General features: G+C 33.9%; 15 protein-coding genes. 2 read left to right on the top strand and 13 right to left on the bottom strand.

The window, feature by feature from the left end; genetic code table 11:
- Window positions 1-26: 26 nt before the first annotated feature.
- The 7 genes from BN2390_RS03040 to BN2390_RS03010 all read right to left on the bottom strand — a co-directional run bounded on the left by BN2390_RS03040 (window position 27) and on the right by BN2390_RS03010 (window position 6,332).
- Entirely contained in the window at window positions 27-1,904 is a 1,878-nt protein-coding gene (locus BN2390_RS03040) for a sensor histidine kinase (protein ID WP_053982875.1), read from the bottom strand.
- Between the two features lie 196 nt (window positions 1,905-2,100).
- Complete coding sequence (locus BN2390_RS03035) at window positions 2,101-2,679, bottom strand: thiamine phosphate synthase (RefSeq protein ID WP_053982874.1); 579 nt, start codon at window positions 2,677-2,679, stop codon at window positions 2,101-2,103.
- 10 nt (window positions 2,680-2,689) lie between these two features.
- Entirely contained in the window at window positions 2,690-3,820 is a 1,131-nt protein-coding gene (thiH, locus tag BN2390_RS03030) for a 2-iminoacetate synthase ThiH (RefSeq protein ID WP_053982873.1), read from the bottom strand.
- Between the two features lie 2 nt (window positions 3,821-3,822).
- Complete coding sequence (locus BN2390_RS03025; protein ID WP_053982872.1) at window positions 3,823-4,593, bottom strand: thiazole synthase; 771 nt, start codon at window positions 4,591-4,593, stop codon at window positions 3,823-3,825.
- 39 nt (window positions 4,594-4,632) lie between these two features.
- Window positions 4,633-5,436 (bottom strand): sulfur carrier protein ThiS adenylyltransferase ThiF, encoded by an 804-nt coding sequence (gene thiF / locus BN2390_RS03020; RefSeq protein WP_053982871.1) that lies wholly within the window; start codon window positions 5,434-5,436, stop codon window positions 4,633-4,635.
- A 1-nt stretch (window position 5,437) separates the two neighbouring features.
- Window positions 5,438-5,632: a sulfur carrier protein ThiS gene (gene thiS, locus BN2390_RS03015; protein ID WP_053982870.1), complete on the bottom strand. Its 195-nt coding sequence runs from the start codon at window positions 5,630-5,632 to the stop codon at window positions 5,438-5,440.
- Between the two features lie 133 nt (window positions 5,633-5,765).
- On the bottom strand, window positions 5,766-6,332 hold the full coding sequence (locus BN2390_RS03010; RefSeq protein WP_053982869.1) for a DUF421 domain-containing protein: 567 nt from the start codon (window positions 6,330-6,332) through the stop codon (window positions 5,766-5,768).
- A 151-nt stretch (window positions 6,333-6,483) separates the two neighbouring features.
- Here BN2390_RS03010 and BN2390_RS03005 point away from each other — a divergent pair, with 151 nt between their 5' ends.
- Complete coding sequence (locus BN2390_RS03005; protein ID WP_053982868.1) at window positions 6,484-6,828, top strand: DUF1622 domain-containing protein; 345 nt, start codon at window positions 6,484-6,486, stop codon at window positions 6,826-6,828.
- Window positions 6,829-6,887: 59 nt separating this feature from the next.
- On the opposite strand, the gene BN2390_RS03000 is transcribed toward BN2390_RS03005, so the two are convergent.
- The 4 genes from BN2390_RS03000 to BN2390_RS02985 all read right to left on the bottom strand — a co-directional run bounded on the left by BN2390_RS03000 (window position 6,888) and on the right by BN2390_RS02985 (window position 14,008).
- Window positions 6,888-8,948, bottom strand: coding sequence for a DUF5054 domain-containing protein (locus BN2390_RS03000; protein WP_053982867.1), 2,061 nt, complete (start codon window positions 8,946-8,948; stop codon window positions 6,888-6,890).
- A gap of 96 nt (window positions 8,949-9,044) precedes the next feature.
- Window positions 9,045-9,770 carry a GntR family transcriptional regulator gene (locus tag BN2390_RS02995; RefSeq protein ID WP_053982866.1) on the bottom strand — a complete coding sequence of 242 codons (726 nt, stop codon included), beginning with the start codon at window positions 9,768-9,770 and terminating at the stop codon, window positions 9,045-9,047.
- Between the two features lie 97 nt (window positions 9,771-9,867).
- Complete coding sequence (locus tag BN2390_RS02990) at window positions 9,868-11,598, bottom strand: class I mannose-6-phosphate isomerase (protein ID WP_053982865.1); 1,731 nt, start codon at window positions 11,596-11,598, stop codon at window positions 9,868-9,870.
- 40 nt (window positions 11,599-11,638) lie between these two features.
- On the bottom strand, window positions 11,639-14,008 hold the full coding sequence (locus BN2390_RS02985) for a glycoside hydrolase family 38 N-terminal domain-containing protein (RefSeq protein WP_053982864.1): 2,370 nt from the start codon (window positions 14,006-14,008) through the stop codon (window positions 11,639-11,641).
- A gap of 144 nt (window positions 14,009-14,152) precedes the next feature.
- Between BN2390_RS02985 and BN2390_RS02980 the strand changes: the two genes are divergently transcribed.
- Complete coding sequence (locus BN2390_RS02980; RefSeq protein ID WP_053982863.1) at window positions 14,153-15,076, top strand: ROK family protein; 924 nt, start codon at window positions 14,153-14,155, stop codon at window positions 15,074-15,076.
- A gap of 79 nt (window positions 15,077-15,155) precedes the next feature.
- Here the strand turns inward: BN2390_RS02980 and BN2390_RS02975 are convergent, their stop codons facing one another.
- Both BN2390_RS02975 and BN2390_RS02970 read right to left on the bottom strand, forming a co-directional pair.
- Window positions 15,156-15,461 carry a Dabb family protein gene (locus tag BN2390_RS02975; RefSeq protein ID WP_053982862.1) on the bottom strand — a complete coding sequence of 102 codons (306 nt, stop codon included), beginning with the start codon at window positions 15,459-15,461 and terminating at the stop codon, window positions 15,156-15,158.
- 92 nt (window positions 15,462-15,553) lie between these two features.
- On the bottom strand, window positions 15,554-16,504 hold the full coding sequence (locus BN2390_RS02970; RefSeq protein ID WP_053982861.1) for a hypothetical protein: 951 nt from the start codon (window positions 16,502-16,504) through the stop codon (window positions 15,554-15,556).
- Window positions 16,505-16,593: the final 89 nt, after the last annotated feature.

Raw genomic sequence — 16,593 nt, 5'->3', positions numbered from 1 at the left:
TAAAAGGTTGCTTAGATAAGCAACCTTTATAAATAAATATCTGAAAACTCTACATCAACTTTATGCCCTTGTCCTATATGGTGGCTAGCTTTATTCTCATTTTCTATCTCCTCAGACATTAATACCTCTGGTAATGTAATAATAAATTCACTACCTTGTCCTACTGTACTTATTACCTCTATTGTCCCTTCATGCATTTCAACTAGGGATTTTACAAGCGCAAGGCCTATGCCACTACCTTCTTTTTCTCTTCTATGCTTCTTATCAACTTGCTCAAATCGTTCAAAGATATTTTCCAACTTATCTTGTGGAATCCCTAATCCACTATCTTTAACACTTATTTTAATCTGATCTTCTGTACATATTGTAACTTCAATTTTTCCATGCTCTTGATTAAATTTAATAGCGTTTGAAATTAAATTGAGTATAATACGTTCCATCTGATCCATATCAAATGCTACTAGCTTTTCTTCCACATCTGTATCAAATATAATTTCTAATTGATTGCGTTCCACAAAGTCTATTACGGATGTACAAATATCCTCAACAAAACTGATTATATCTTGATTCGTAGGCTTATACTCAAAATGACCTGCTTTGATCTTTGTTGTATCAATTAGGTTATTTACTAACCTCAACATTCTTAAACTATTTTGTGAGATAAGATTCATATATCTTCTAAAATCTTCAAGTACGGATTGCTCTAATTGCTCTATGCTATAATTCATCATCTGAAGAGCACTTATTATAATGTTGATTGGCGTTCTAAGTTCATGAGAAATATTTGCAAAGAATTCCATTCTTAAGTTTTCTAACTCATCTTCTATGTTCTTTTTATCTGTTATATCTCGTAGCATTCCAATCTTCCTTAAAGTATTTCCATGCTCATCAAAAATGGGTACAAATTTACTTTGTATCCATTTATCAACTTGTCCATTTTTCACTACCCTAAATATACATGTATCAATTTCTTTATACTCATATGCTTTAGGTTCTTCTAAGAACTCAATATAATCCCAGTGTTTATACCAGTTCTCCATATCTTCATATAAAGCATCAGGTTTAAAACCATATAATTGTTCAAAATATGGACTTATATATAATGCTTTCTTTGCATCACGTATAATAATAAGTTCATCTATATTATTTGCCATATCAAAGAAGTTTTTCTGATTTTTTTCTATTGCTTCTCGTAGCTTAATTTTATCTGTAACTTCTATGGCAATCCCCATAGTACCTAGTATTGTATTCCCTGTTTCATCTGTATATGGCCATCTTACTACCTCAAAATAATAAGATTTATCTTTATCTACTGTTATAACTTCCACATCTCTATAGACCATATTATCTTGTATAACTTTTTTATCTTTTTCCCTAAAACTTTTCGCTTCTTGTATTTCCCATACTTCTTCAGGCAATTTTCCAATGATATGATTACCTTGTATATTAAAGCTTCTCAAATAGTGCCTATTTGCATCAATATACCTACCATCTCTATCTTTAACCCATACCGCAAACGGTGACTGTTTAATCATTGTAGAAAGCTGATTACTGTACCTATTCATCCTAGTTGCCCTTATATGATATTCATCTTTTTCAAATGTATATATTTCTAAATTTAAAAAGCTTCCCCCTAATTCATCAACTATAAAAGTACTATATTCCTGGCTATTGGCTATATTTAGTCTATTTACTAATCTAGCATACTCTTCATCATTTAAAATTTTTTCTACATCCGCATTTATAGCTTTATCTTTAGATGTTTTAAAAACATGCTCGAAGCTTTTATTTATATCCAATACCTTTATTTGTTTACCTACTTTATTTTCCCCTTGTAGCATTTTAAGGTGTATATACGGTATTGGGCTATCTTCTATTAATTTTCTATATATGCGTTCTTTCATTTGTTCCCCCTAAGTGCTTTATATTTTTATACGCTATTGTAAAAACTTTACATCTATAGCATAAAAGCTTAAATCAATAAATTCAATATTTTTTATACCTTTAATATAAATTTAATATTTCTTAGTTTCTATTTTTATAACCATTAAAGCCCTAGTTAAAATTTTCTACTTAACTAAGACTTTAATAGTTATCTCTTTATTTTAATAATAAATTTAGTTTTTCTTCTGGACATGACATCAACATAGACATCATGCATATACCTTCTGCTCCAACAGACTCAACTTCTTTAATGCGTTCAAAAGTAATCCCTCCTATTGCAAAAACAGGTATATTCACTGTATCAACAATGTCTCTTAGATAAACTAATCCTCTAGGTTCTAAATTAGGTTTACAAGTGGTTTCATAAATATGTCCTGCAATAAGCCTTGTTGCACCCTTTTGCTCTGCTACTTTCGCCTCTTCTTTAGAATGTATAGATACACCTACTTCGCTAAAGCCTTGTAGCTCCCCTCCTAGTTCAACAAATCTATCATAAGGTAAATGAATGGCTTTAATTTTTAGTTCACGTGCCACCTCTATATAAGAATGAACAATAAGAGGTACCTGGTAAGTTTCACAAATGCTTTGGCAGGATCTTGCAAGTTCTAAATAATCTTCTTTTGATAAATCTTTTTCTCTTAGCAATATACCGTAAGGCTTCCTTCTAGCAATTGCTTCGATTCTTACTAAAAAATCATCTTTGCAGCTTTTTCTATTCGTTACAACTAAGATCATATCTCCTCCATTACACCCTTATATAATCTGTATAGACAGGTTGTAAGCCACGTTGTTTGAGCATCTTTTGAATCTCTTCTACACTTCTAGGATCAGAAATTTCAAACTGCTCATCACCCTTTTGTTCTTCTTCATGCCCACCTACTCCAACTTTAACACCACCTGAAATTTTTGTGGCAATCATCCCTACTACATTATCTCTAAATTTCTGATTTTCTCTTGTAGAAATTGTAATACCTGCAAATGGCAGGAACAAACGATAAGCTAACATCACCTGTAAAAGCTGTGGTTCATGTACATCTCTAGGATTATTTTCTGCTTGGTTAATATAAGGACGTAACCTTGGTACTGAAAAAGCTATTTCTGCTTGTGGGTACTTCTGCTGAATATAATAAGCGTGTAGACCTGCTGCAAATGCATCCTTTCTAAAGTCATCAAGGCCCAAAAGTGCACCAAAAGCTACTCCTCGCATCCCTCCTTTTAGAGCACGTTCTTGTGCTGTAAAACGATAGGCAAAGTTTCTCTTAGGTCCACTCAAATGCATTTCCTTATAAGTTGCTTGGTTATAGGTCTCTTGATAAACACTGACAAAGTCTGCCCCACACTCTTGAAGATAAGTATACTCATCTGTATTTAAAGGATAAATTTCTATTCCTATAGTTGAAAAGTACTTTCTAGCTAGCTTAATAGCTTCTCCTATGTAGTCTACATCAGATTGAACTCTTGATTCTCCTGTTAATATCAAAATTTCCTTTAACCCAGTCTCAGCAATAGTTTGCATTTCTCTATCTATCTCTTCTAAAGTTAGCTTTCCTCGCTTAATCTTATTTTTACAGTTAAAGCCACAATACACACAATGATTCTCACAATAGTTAGCGATATAAAGTGGCGTGAATAAGCTTATTGCATTCCCAAAGTACTTTAAGGTCTGTGCCTTTGACCTTTGTGCCATGTCTTCTAAACATTCTAATGCTACTGGAGAGAGCAAAATGCCAAAGTCCTCTTTAGTTAATTGTTCTTTAGTTAAAACATAATGTACATCACCTACTGTGTACTGATTGTAATCATAACTTTCTACTTGTGATAAGACTTCTTCCATTATGGAGGATTCTATCATCTCCATCTCTACTAATTGTTTCATCTTTAGCCCTCCAAAAATCCAGTAAGAGGACTAGATGCCTCTCCTTTAAACTCTAGTACACGTCCTAATCCTGCTAAGTAAGCAGCTCTTCCTGACTCAACTGCCAATTTAAAAGCTCTTGCCATCATTGCTACATCTTGTGCCGTTGCGATAGCAGTATTAGCCATAATTGCACTTGCACCCATCTCCATAGCCTCACATGCTTGTGATGGCTTACCAATTCCAGCATCAACAATGATTGGTAAATCTATTTCTTCTACTAATATTTTAATGAAATCTTTTGTACAAAGTCCTTTATTACTTCCAATAGGTGCACCTAAAGGCATAATTGCTGCCGCACCTGCTTCTCTTAATTCCCTTGCTACATTTAAATCTGGATACATGTAGGGCATGACAATAAACCCTTCTTTTGCTAAGATTTCAGTAGCTCTTATGGTTTCATAGTTGTCCGGTAATAAATACCTTGTATCACGGATTACCTCTATTTTTACAAAACTTCCACATCCTATTTCACGTGATAGTCTTGCAATGCGTACAGCTTCTTCAGCTGTTCTTGCCCCTGAAGTATTTGGAAGGAGTGTCACTTCCTTAGGGATATAATCTAGAATATTTTCTTCCCCACCTACATTAGCACGTCGTAATGCTACTGTAGCCATCTCAACACCTGCATTTTCTACTACCTGTTTCATCATTTCTAATGAAAATTTTCCTGACCCTAATATAAATCTTGAATTAAAACTATGCCCACCTATTACTAATACATCATTGTTCATTGCTTTTCCTCCTCTAAATTTTATCTCTATCTATTTAACTTAGGCATTCTCTTCTCCTAAAATTAGCCTTAGTACCATATTGGCTTGATGCCCTGCACAGACTTGCACACGCGGTGCCATTAACCCTTTACCTACTTGTGCTTCATTTTGTAAATCTCCACATACATATAGCCGAGACATCCTTTTATAGGTTTGAATTTGATTTGCACTTTCGTACCCTGCCATCCCTGATGATGCAACTACTTTAATATGTGGTAACTCCGTTAGAACAGTGTTCACTAGCATTGCCTTTGCCTCTGCTTGATCAAATGCTTCACAAACAATGTCATATGCTTCAAATAGCTCCTTTATATTTTCTTCTGTAACCCGTACCGTCTTCACATCTACTTGGATAAATGGATTAATATCTTCTAGCTGTTCCTTTAATGCTAAAGTTTTAAATAAACCTAAATGCTTAATACTATAATTTTGGCGATTTAAATTACTAGGTTCTACTACATCAAAGTCTACCAAAAGTAAATGTCCTACACCTGTTCTTGCTAGGCTTACTGCAATATGAGAACCTAGACCCCCTAATCCTGCTACTACTACTTTAGCTTGCTTTACCTTACTATGTACTCCTGGAGTATGCCTTGCTACCATCATGGCTTCTAATACTTCTTGATCTGGCATCATTCCTTTTTCAATGAGATAGACTTCATCGCCTTCATTTAATTGATAATTCCTTGATACTTGATACCCATTTACAATATAAACATCATGATTTTGTTGGCTCTTGGAGCATATTGCTTCTATATATTGTCCTTCTATCTCTGTTACAATACCATTCAAACAAATTTTCATATCAACCTCCACCTACAAAACTTACAACCTCTAGCACATCTTCATCATGTAAAAGGATCTCTTCATAACTCTGTTTAGAAACAATACTTCCATTAAGTTCTACAGCTATTTGGGATAGATTATAATTTCTCTCCTTTAAAAATTTAATAAGCCCTATTCCTTTTTCTAATGATACTATTTGACCATTATATTGCATGTTTTAACTCCTTTCTTAAAAAAACACATAAAAAAAGGCATAGATAGGTACTACACCCGCGGTGGTGTACCCCATCTATGCCTTTTGTCCTTTAAGTATAAAATATTTTTTAATTCAATTCAATAATTTATTATTAAATTTTATATTTTTCTTTCCCTTTAATAATTTCTTCTGCTGTTAAGTTTACTCTATTTTTAATATCTTCACTTAATACCTCATTGAGAATATAAACCATATCTTGTACACGTAATGGCTCAGCCCCTGGTGTTAAACGAAAACCAAATTCTCCATTAGATTCTAACGTACCTTCTTCTACATATTCTAACTTGGGTATACCTTCTTGACGTAGCCTTGAAAGTACCTCCTCTTTTGTTAATCGAAGCTTTTTAAGCTTTGCTTCATCAAACTTCCCATCTTGTATAATAATTATTTTATTGCCTACTGCCAGCTTTTTAAACCACTTCATATAGAATGAAGCCACTTCAAATATAATTAGTAAAAGAATATAAATAGTCGCTGTAGCTATGGTCTTTTTAATATCCTTATCTGCAAAAGGTTCTACAATGATTGCACCTATTGAAATAATCATTACTGTCTGTGCAATGGTCATTTGAGCAATCGATCTACGTCCTGTAAGCCTAAGTAAAAAAACTGCTACTACAAATAAAATAATAGGTTTAAGTAAAAAAGGAATTTCCATCTCTTATCACTCCTCACCTTTGTATTATGTGATCATTTTATTTATTCCATGTATGTTATTACTATCTCCTAGTTATACTCTTTGCCTGTCTTACATATCCTATTTATAGACTAGCTTAATTTAATCTATTTTATTCTAAAGGAGTCCACCTATGTTAGAATTTCTCATTACTCGTTATCTCCCTGCACTCATTCATGTACTAGAAGCCATGGGAATCATAGTCCTTACCATTGGGGCAGCAAATGGTTTTTATCACTATATGGTTAGCCTATTTCATCATAATCCATCAACTTCTAGAAGTCACTTTGCTAGTTCTATGGCCATCTCCCTGGAATTTAAACTTGCTGCTGAGATTCTAAAAACTGTTCTCGTACGTACTATTGATGAGATCATCATTCTAGGTGCAATTATTCTCCTACGTGCTCTCATGACACTCATTATCCATTGGGAAATCAGGCAAGATTCACCTCATGAACGTACAGATCCTGAAAAATAAGGGAATTACTTTTAACCTCACCTTAGGTTGAAAGTAATTCCTTTTTATCTTTTTCGTATTTATTTATTAAAAGTTATTTCATATTCAAAAGCACAATCATCCTCACACCATTGACAGAAGTTAGTTCCCCATCTGTTGTTGAAAAGATTGAAGTAGAATCCTTCTTCTAATGAATCTACCTTATTATCCATCTTATAAATATTCTTATCTCCAATACTTACTATTGGACTGTGAATGTTATGGATATGAATAGCGCCATCTGCTCCATCATACGCTAAGGCTTCTACTCCATGTTGCTTTCTATTTCCACCTCTTACTACGTCAAATGGACTTATCCATGCACCTAATTTATTCATTTGCCATCTGTATGGATTATCTACGTCAAATTGTACTTTCAACCAGATGGCTTCTGGTATTTTATTTGCCTCTTTTTCTAACCATTCAACACGCATAGATACTTTATCTGCTTCAAATGTATAGTAGATTTGAGCTTGGTTAGGCATTCCATATTTCTTAGCTGCCTGCTCATCTCCAAATAGACTTACCTTAAGTTGGTTGCCATCTTTAACAATATATCTTGTTGTAAAGTCATAACATCTACTCTTAAGGTCTTCTACAAACTCTAAACCTGGTTTAGAGAAGTCTCCTTCAGACCATGAGCAAGTTTCTAAGAAGTTTCTATTATACTGATAGTAGTTTGTAGCAACATCTACGACGTCATAGATATCATATTGCAATCTTCCCACTTCACCTTGTTCTAACCATACTTTCTCATTATTTTCTAAGTATGTAAGTTGACCATGAGCACCTACTTTAACGTTCCATCCACCTACTTCAAGGATACGATTTGTAAAGACTTCTTCCCCACTTCTATCAAATGCTTGTGGTCTAAGTCTCTCTAGTGCTTCTTGTGCTTGTTGCTGTAAGTGAGATGGTAATGCTTCTACTGCTTTTTTGATATAGTCTCTTTGTTCTGTATGTGATGCTTCATAAGTTTGATAGGAACCTGTAAAATGTCCATCTCTGTACTTTTCAATATCATACTCAAGCACCTCTAACATATGATTATTTCTATAAGTTAAAAATTCAAGTGTTGTAGCATCTGCTTCTCTAGCTGCTTTAAAGTCTTCTTTAGACCAATTTTTAAAGTCTGCTAAGTATTTTTTAAAGTCTAGCCCCCATGTATGTTCAGCAATCATAAGTAAATTCATCATGAATCCGTCATATGCTTGATCTTCTTCTTTAAGTAAGCCTGCCTTCATCCATTCATCTCTTAGTCTAAGAAGTTCTTTATACTCTGCAATTTTCTTAGGATCTGAAGAAATACCATGAATCCAAGTATCTCCTATTTCTTCTTTTACTACTGGTAATCTATCTTTAATGGTTAAAATACTTTTTGCAAATTCATCTAATGAAGAAGCTTGAATAGTAGCATGAGGATATAACTTCTGTATTCTATCGATTTCATTTAAAATATCTTCTTCTGATTGAGGGCCTAAGTTGTCTCCTGTATGAGCAAACTCTAATACCTCATCAAAGCCATCGATAAGTAACTCTTTTCCATACCCTGCTGAGTAGTGTACGATAACTTCATCTTCCCCATCTTGCCATCTAAATATTGGTGGTACATTAGGTACCATAGAAGATGGATTAACGCCTATGTGTAAATAACATATACCTCTTTTTGCTAAGTGCTTCACCATTCCACGTGTATGTCCAGGTACGTCTGTCATTTTGCTTGAAATAGTATGTGTTCCAAACTGTTCATCTAACTTCGTTGATATATTTAAGCTATATTCTAATAATGCTTCATTCATGGCTTCTGTATGCGTTGTACAAGCAATACCATGCCATCTAATTGAACCATCTTTAATCGCACAAACAAGCTTTTCTTGTTCAGCTTGTGAAGCATGTTTTAAATAATAATCTATTAGATAAGAGCCTACTGTCCAAATAAATTTCTTATCTTCCTTCGTATTTAACTTTAAGGCTAAGTCTATAGCTTTTGGAATAAATTGATTAAGGTAATTATCTAATACTTGATACCCAAAGTTAGTAAATCCAATATCTAAATGTGTTTTATAGACCACATGTACTTTTTTGATTGTATGTTTATCCATATTTAATGCCTCTTTCCATTAACTTTTGTGTTTAAAGTAAATAATAAGGGGAGTCACCTTTAACCCTTATTAAGATTATGGTAACTCCCTCACTTTTTATTTATTAAGTTCCATATAGTATTCATATCTTGAAGCAACATATTGGCCTTCTGTATATTCAAATACTTCGCCTTTTTGATCATAGCCTATTCTCTTTAAAATAAGCATCGGACCTTTTTTGTTGCAATTTAGTTCTTCTGCTAGTACCTCATCAGCAAGCCCTGCTGTTATGCGTTGTGTAATCTTAGAAATCTCTACTTGATGCCTTGTTCTAAGATAATCATAAAGTGACCCATAATAAAGGTCTTTATCTAATTCTAAATCAATATGACATTTAATGTATGTTTTAAAGCGTACCACTGGAATATCATTGATACATCTTATACGTATCAGTTCATATACAGGCATGCCTTTATCTATTTGTAATGCACGCGCACATACTTCATCAGCTTTAACTAGGCTAATCTTTGCGCTCTTTGTAGTTGGTATAATACCTTGGGCTTTCATCTCATCTGTAAAGCCTTCTATTTTAAGTAAGGGCTCTGATTGTTTTTGTTTTAAAACAATGGTTCCTTTCCCCTTAATGCGTTCTACATAACCTTTTTGCTCAAGGTCGCCAATAGCTGCACGTACTGTAATACGACTTACACCATATTTTTCTTCGTAATCAATCTCCCTTGGAAGCAGTTCTCCTTGTTTGTAGATGCCTTGTTGAATTTCCTCTTCAATAATCCTAATCAACTGTTCTTTAAGGGTAGGGGCTCCTTTACCTCTTTGTAGCATATATACCTCCTACTTTCTATCTCTTTCAATTTTACTTAAGCATAGCCTTGTTATTCGTGTTCAAAAGCAAGAGTTTAATACCCTTGTCTTCTATTATTTATCTCACGAAAGCTTTAATCGTAGCAATTTTCTTTCCTTCTGAAGCACCATAAGGCTTAATAGTATACTCTTTTACAGCTTCAGGGATAATGAAAGTCTCTGCATAGTGTACCACAAATGGTTCAAATGCTCCTGTTGGACTTTCTACGATTGCTTCTTCACCTTCTACTAAATTTAACACATTTACACTATTATGTGTAGTGTGATGTACAGCTTCGGTGAACCAATGGCGTCTCGTTTCAATGAATTCACGTTCATGAAGACCTGTTCTTTCTTCTACATAGCCCTCACCTTCTCCTACAACTTGTACTGGGCTTACTAAATTTTCTTCTACCCACTTTGTTGTACGATCCCAAGCAATAACCTTTTCTCCGTGCTCTACGTGAATTGGACGTGGTAGCCCATCTAAGCCAAGTCTATCCCAATCCCAAAGTTTAAAAGTAAAGATATATGGTGTTGCACTAATTTCAAGTACCATTGTATCACTACCTGAACAGTGTATTGTCCCTGCTGGAATAAGGAAGTGATCATGCTTATGTGCTTTAAAACGATTGACATATTTATCTGCATCAAAGCTTTTTTCACCCGTTTGAGCAATATAAAGATCATCAATCATTTCTTCTTTATTAATGCCTTCTTTAAGTCCTAAGTAGACATCTGCACCTTCTTTACAGTCTAAGATATAATAACTTTCATCTTGTGTATAGTGCATTCCAAAGGTCTGTTGAATATACTCTGTTAAAGGATGTACTTGAAGAGATAAGTTTTGCCCTCCCATAGTATCTAAGAAGTCAAAGCGAATAGGGAATTCTTTTCCAAATCTAGCATGTACACGTGTTCCTAGAAGTTCTATTGGCTGATAAAATACCACATCAATAGATGGCACTTCTACTCTAATATCTCCATAACGTAAGAAAAGACTGTTTTCTTCTGGTACACCGTCAAAGCTCCAAGCAAAGTTTTCTTGTTCTTTATCAAGGTCACATACTTCTTTCATCCATTGTCCACCCCATACACCTGGGTCAAAATATGGTACCACTCTAAATGGACGATTAGCTGTTTGTTTAAGGCCTGCAAAGAAACTCTCTGCTGTAATTAACTTTGGTTCATTGGCAACATTTGTATCTAGAACATAGTCAAAATTTTGGAAATGGCTCATCTTATGTCTATCTGCCATACGCCACTCTACAAAGAAACCTCTTTTATACTTTGTTAAAATTGGAGCATCTGCATTACTTACATTCCAGTTACTCATACCCTTGCGATAGCGAAGTTGAATTTCCCATCTTGCTAAATCTGCATAGATATATAAGTCACCTGTTGTAATTAAGCCTGCACCTACACCAATTACAAGTACATTACCTTTAGCTTCTTCAATTTCAGCGCGAGCTGCCTCTATCTTTTCTGTTACAAAGACATCTTTGAAATTCTTTGTAGTTAGTACCCCAAACACACGGTCTTCAGTTAAGTACTCATCTATAGCTTGTGTAAGTGCTTCCTCTCTGAGTGCACAGTAATCTGAACAAATAACTTTATCAAAGTTAAGGCTTTCTAGCCCTTTAATAATTTCTTGTTCATCTACACCTGGATAACAATCTACTACAACTACATTTTTTGTACCTACTTTTAAGTCTTTTTGAACAATGCCAGCTATAGCAGGATATCCTGCTACAGCGTGATCATCATAACCTTTTACTCTTACTTCTGGATATTTATCGTATCTTGCCATTTTTCTAGTCCTTTCCTAATCGCCTACCCCTTAATATGCTTTAGTTTGTCATGAATGTTACAACACCAAAGTCTTCGTCTTTCATTGTTTTGAAGCTATCTTTTGCTGCTTCTTTATCTGTCATCGTTAAGCTATAGCAAAACTCTGTAATACCTGATAAGTCCATTTTAAAGTTTGTTTCCCAAATATTATTCATGATCCATGAGTATACATCACGGTGGTTATTTGCTTCTTTGTTATCACAAAGTGTAATTGGGTGATGTGTAAGTTCTCCCATGTAAATCATAGGTGCATCTTTTGTTTGAATTAAGATATTGTGAGCCTTAGTTTCATACACAAGACCATTGTCGATAAGGTAGTATTCCATACATGTTCCTGGAAGTTGATCAATCCCTGGTCTAAAGCATGCATCACTCTTATCTACATAAAGTGTACTTTGTGGTAAGTTTAAAGTAAGTGGTAATAAGATGTTTTCTACGTCTTGTGAAAGTGTTTTTGCGATTTTGTATTTGAATTCGATTTTTGGTAATGTATTGTACATTTTAATCACTACTGAACTGAAGAATGTACCCTCTAATTTGTAAATAAGTTCAATGGTTGTGAACACTGGACCATTATTAATCAGCTTAAGGTCATCAAGTGTTGCAATATATTTTTTAGCATGAAGTCCTCTAATATTTCTTCCAAGTAAACGTCTTTCTTCATAGATATCTGTACGAATCTCTGTGTTTTCATAAATTGGTGTGAAGAAACGTGCATCGCCTTCTTTAAGCATCTCTACATCATCCACTTTATTATAGAAAGATGTTACACCTTTACCTACTTCATAGCTAATTTTGAAGTAGTCATTTTCAACACCATAAGGAAGTGTATAAGTTACAGGATCATACTCGTTAACGATATCTTTAACGCGTTCTGAACCCATGTAAGCAATACGTGTGTTGTTCTTAACTGGTGCATCAGCTTTTTCAACGAATTTATATGTTTTTTCTTGGTTTCCTTCAAAGTGGTCAACAAAACTAATAAGTACCCCTCTTGGATGTGAAGAAATTTGTGTGTTCATTACTTCACCAGTAAGTTCTGAAGTCACTTCTACACCATCGTATTTCCATACTTCAATATAGAATTCAACTACTTTCTTACCTGCTTTATCAGAAGCATTAATTGCTTTGATTCTACCATCACGGTCATAGTATCTTAACTTATCACCTTTGCTATGTAGAATACGGTTTAAGTTCTTAGCTGTTGCTTCATGTGCTTTAGAAGCATAACTATTTTTACGAATATCTAAGTTTTGTACCATTGTATCGTATGGATTTGTAATCGTTGAAGAATGTCCCCAAGTATGTTCTGCATATACAAGTAAGTTATCTTCTGCATCTTTTATAAAGTCTTCTCTCATCACTTTATGCTCTGGGTCAAGACGTTCGCAAAGGTGGTAAGCTCTTTGTGCTTCTTTATAGTGTTTAACTGGATATGGTGTACTACCAACCCCATGCGCCCACCAGTCTGTTAAATCACCTTTATAAGTTGGAATATCTCCTAATTTATCTTTAATACCATCATAAAGTTGTGCTATTGTTACCATTTCAACTTCAACTTCAGCACCATAGTTGGCATTGAATTCTTCTATTAAGTCAAGGATATCCATGTTTGGAGGTGCATTATCACTGAATACGCCTGATACACTTGTAACCATGAAGTCATATTTATAGCCATTATCTACGCATTCTTTTAAGTAGTCATATAAATTATCTTTAAATGATTCTACTGGAGTTTTTGGTTTTTCTTTACCAAAATAATTTTCTGTCATGAAGTTTGCATGTTTATTTGGAACAAGTCCTAGTGCATTACCTAAGTTATAATGTTCCCCATTCCATACAAGAAGTTTTTTACCTGCTTCATTTTCCCAGAAGTATGGTTTTTGATTTTGATAAAGAGGGTACATACCATGGTGACAGTGAATATTTGTAAATAAGAATTCAATTCCATTATCTAAGAATACATCTAAGCTTCCTAATGAAATTCCATTTACGTCTGCATTCATAGCTACTTTTACAGGAACATCATATTGCTTGAAGTACTCTACCATCGCTTTTGTACGATTATGTAGCACTTGTTTATCTACTAAATCTGTAAAGTTAAGGTAACTTGCTGAAAGTCCCATTCCACCTTTTTTAACTTGCTCAATAAATGCAAGTCTCTCTTCTTCAGTAGCTTCTTCTAAGAATTTTTCTACACAATAGTATGTTTCACAATTCCACTTAAAAGCTGGTCTTTCGGCTGTCATAGTCACTGCTGATTTAATGTAATCCATATGGTTGTACATGATTTTTTCTTGTAAATCTGTATAACCTATATCTGTGTGTGAGTGGTGAATAACGTATACTTTCCATTTGCGATCTAACATGTAGGGCCTCCTAGCGCTTATCTTCTCTTAAAATATAAATCAATATAAATATGTTATAACATATATCCTTATCCTTTTCAATATGTTATAATATATTTATATTTAACCCATTATATGTTATAACATATTAGAAAGGATTTTCTTATGAATGGATTTATTGCACTTGATGTAGGTGGTACCTCTATCAAAGCTGGCGTCATATCGGAAGCTGGTCATCTAATTAGTTCTAAAATTTCTCATTATCCTTCAAAATCTAATGAAGATTTGGGAACTATTTTAGATCACTTTACGTCTATTATTATAGATGAGTTTAAAAAGATACCTTTTCCTATTATTATTAAAGGCATTGGCATGGCATTCCCTGGTCCTTTTGACTATGAAAAAGGCATTTCACTTATGCAAAATATTAATAAGTATGATGCACTTTATGGCATAGACTTAAGACAAACCCTTATGCTTAAACTTAGTCATCATGAAGCGTTTATCTCTCAGACCACTCCTCACTACACAATTCGCTTCGAAAATGATGCAAGTCTTTATGCATTAGGAGAGACTGTTTTAGATGAAAGCCTAATGTCAGGCAAAGTTCTTTGTCTCTGTATTGGTACAGGCCTTGGGTCTGCCTTTTTAGAAGATGGTAAACTCATTACCTCTAGAGAAGATGTTCCACCTAATGGTTGGGTTTATGATACACCTTTTTTAGGTAGTATCATTGATAACCATATTTCAGCAAGAGGTATTCTTAGTCTTCATGAAAAACTTCATGGCATCCAAATGCCAGATGTTAAATCTATCGCTGATTCTGCTTTACAAGGTAATCTGTATGCTCTTACCACTTTTGAATACTTTGGAAAACGTTTTGGCGAAGCGATTAATGATTTTTTGGAGACTTTCAATCCTCATACTTTAGTTATTGGTGGCCAAATAGCCAAAAGTTATACTTTATTTGAGTCTGGATTAAAAGCTTCTTTAGCGACGAGTCCCCCATCTTTTCATATAAAGTTAAGTACAGACTCTTCTTTAAGTACACTTCTTGGTGTAAAACAACTCTTTCTAGACACATTGTAGAAAATTACTTTTAAGTGATGACTAGATAGAAAAAGATCAGCAAGCACCTCATGGCTTGCTGATCTTTTTTATGCTTTAATTACATTTCATAATCTACTACTGCTCTTGATATTGCCACTTGTCTTACTAAGCTATTAGCCACTTCTAAATGCTTTGGATGCCCCTGATAATAGTTAAGTGCTTCAGCATCTGTAAATACTGAATCTAATGCTAAATCATAGCTAGCTTCTGAAGGATTAAAGTTAATCCCCACCTCAATCTCAACAAGCCCTTCTATTTCCCCTTTTAGAGCTTCAAGTCTTTCTTTAATTTTAGCCATAATTTCTTCTTTAGAACCATGTTCAGGATGTTCTGCTACCTTCCACATTACAATATGTCTAACCATTTCCCCTCACTCCTCTTATCGGAAATTTTAACTTCTAATTTTATTATACCTTAATTTAAAATAATCTAACATATACTTTAATACCGAAAGTTTTATTGAATTGTAATTTCAAAAGCTTCTACTTGTCCATTTATCATCATACCATTTGATTCTACTGAAATGGTTTGGCATACTTTTAAGTCACTAAATTTAACTACTTTTTTATTTTTAGCATCTGTAATCTTAGTATTTTCTGTGACTTTCACTATAATTTGTGATTCCTCATCTTTTTTATCACCAAGAGTGATGGTTTTAGCTTCTTTATCAATTTTTGCAATTTGTTCTGTAAGATAGCCTGCTACAGGACATGTTACTAAATTTTCTTCTTGCTCATCTAATATTGTGAGGAAGAAAGCCGTTACTTGGCCGTTTGTCATTATACCGTTTGATTCAAGTATAACTTGTTGACCTACCTCAAAGTCTGCAAAAGTATAAGCTCTTTTATTTAATTCATGACTAATTTGAGTATCTTCATTTACCTTTACAACAATTTGTGCTTCTTTATCTGTTGCATCACCTAAGATGATAGTTTGTGCATCAGCATCAATACCTACAATTGTATCTGTGATATAGCCTGCTACAGGACAAATAGCTAAGTTTTCTTCTTCTTCATTTTCATCTTCCATCACTGTCAGGACAAAAGCCGTAAGTTGACCATTTGTCATCATGCCATTTGATTCAATTCCTATTTTTTGTCCTACTTCTAGATCACTAAATGTGTATACCTTCTTATCTTTCACAGAAAGTATATTCGTTTGTTTTGTTACATTAATAATGATCTGTGCACCTTTATCCTCTGCATCACCTACGATAACTTGCTTATTTTTCTCATCAATTTTTACAATAGTATCCTCAATGTAGCCTACATTACATACAACTGCTGCCTTCTCTTTAATCACTTTAGTTTGGCCTTCAACCGGTGCTGCTATAACAGAGAAACTTGTTGCTGCTAAAGCCCCTACTACGCATAATGTTTTAAGTGTATTTAATAATTTTGTATTCATAATCTTTTCCTCCAAAGTTTTTGTTTTATATATGTAATACACTTAAGTCACCTATTTTGTTGAAAAAATATGAGTGGAAAATTTTTCTA

The sequence above is a fragment of the Niameybacter massiliensis genome, assembly GCF_001282685.1.
In the GTDB taxonomy this organism is placed as follows: domain Bacteria; phylum Bacillota; class Clostridia; order Lachnospirales; family Cellulosilyticaceae; genus Holtiella; species Holtiella tumoricola.
This window is presented reverse-complemented; position numbering and strand designations above follow the sequence as displayed.

Excerpts from the sequence above, each read along its gene's own strand:
- BN2390_RS03040 (WP_053982875.1), bottom strand. The coding sequence starts at position 1,904 with ATGAAAGAACGCATATATAGAAAATTAATAGAAGATAGCCCAATACCG.
- BN2390_RS03035 (WP_053982874.1), bottom strand. The coding sequence starts at position 2,679 with ATGATCTTAGTTGTAACGAATAGAAAAAGCTGCAAAGATGATTTTTTA.
- thiH (WP_053982873.1), bottom strand. The coding sequence starts at position 3,820 with ATGAAACAATTAGTAGAGATGGAGATGATAGAATCCTCCATAATGGAA.
- BN2390_RS03025 (WP_053982872.1), bottom strand. The coding sequence starts at position 4,593 with ATGAACAATGATGTATTAGTAATAGGTGGGCATAGTTTTAATTCAAGA.
- thiF (WP_053982871.1), bottom strand. The coding sequence starts at position 5,436 with ATGAAAATTTGTTTGAATGGTATTGTAACAGAGATAGAAGGACAATAT.
- thiS (WP_053982870.1), bottom strand. The coding sequence starts at position 5,632 with ATGCAATATAATGGTCAAATAGTATCATTAGAAAAAGGAATAGGGCTT.
- BN2390_RS03010 (WP_053982869.1), bottom strand. The coding sequence starts at position 6,332 with ATGGAAATTCCTTTTTTACTTAAACCTATTATTTTATTTGTAGTAGCA.
- BN2390_RS03005 (WP_053982868.1), top strand. The coding sequence starts at position 6,484 with ATGTTAGAATTTCTCATTACTCGTTATCTCCCTGCACTCATTCATGTA.
- BN2390_RS03000 (WP_053982867.1), bottom strand. The coding sequence starts at position 8,948 with ATGGATAAACATACAATCAAAAAAGTACATGTGGTCTATAAAACACAT.
- BN2390_RS02995 (WP_053982866.1), bottom strand. The coding sequence starts at position 9,770 with ATGCTACAAAGAGGTAAAGGAGCCCCTACCCTTAAAGAACAGTTGATT.
- BN2390_RS02990 (WP_053982865.1), bottom strand. The coding sequence starts at position 11,598 with ATGGCAAGATACGATAAATATCCAGAAGTAAGAGTAAAAGGTTATGAT.
- BN2390_RS02985 (WP_053982864.1), bottom strand. The coding sequence starts at position 14,008 with ATGTTAGATCGCAAATGGAAAGTATACGTTATTCACCACTCACACACA.
- BN2390_RS02980 (WP_053982863.1), top strand. The coding sequence starts at position 14,153 with ATGAATGGATTTATTGCACTTGATGTAGGTGGTACCTCTATCAAAGCT.
- BN2390_RS02975 (WP_053982862.1), bottom strand. The coding sequence starts at position 15,461 with ATGGTTAGACATATTGTAATGTGGAAGGTAGCAGAACATCCTGAACAT.
- BN2390_RS02970 (WP_053982861.1), bottom strand. The coding sequence starts at position 16,504 with ATGAATACAAAATTATTAAATACACTTAAAACATTATGCGTAGTAGGG.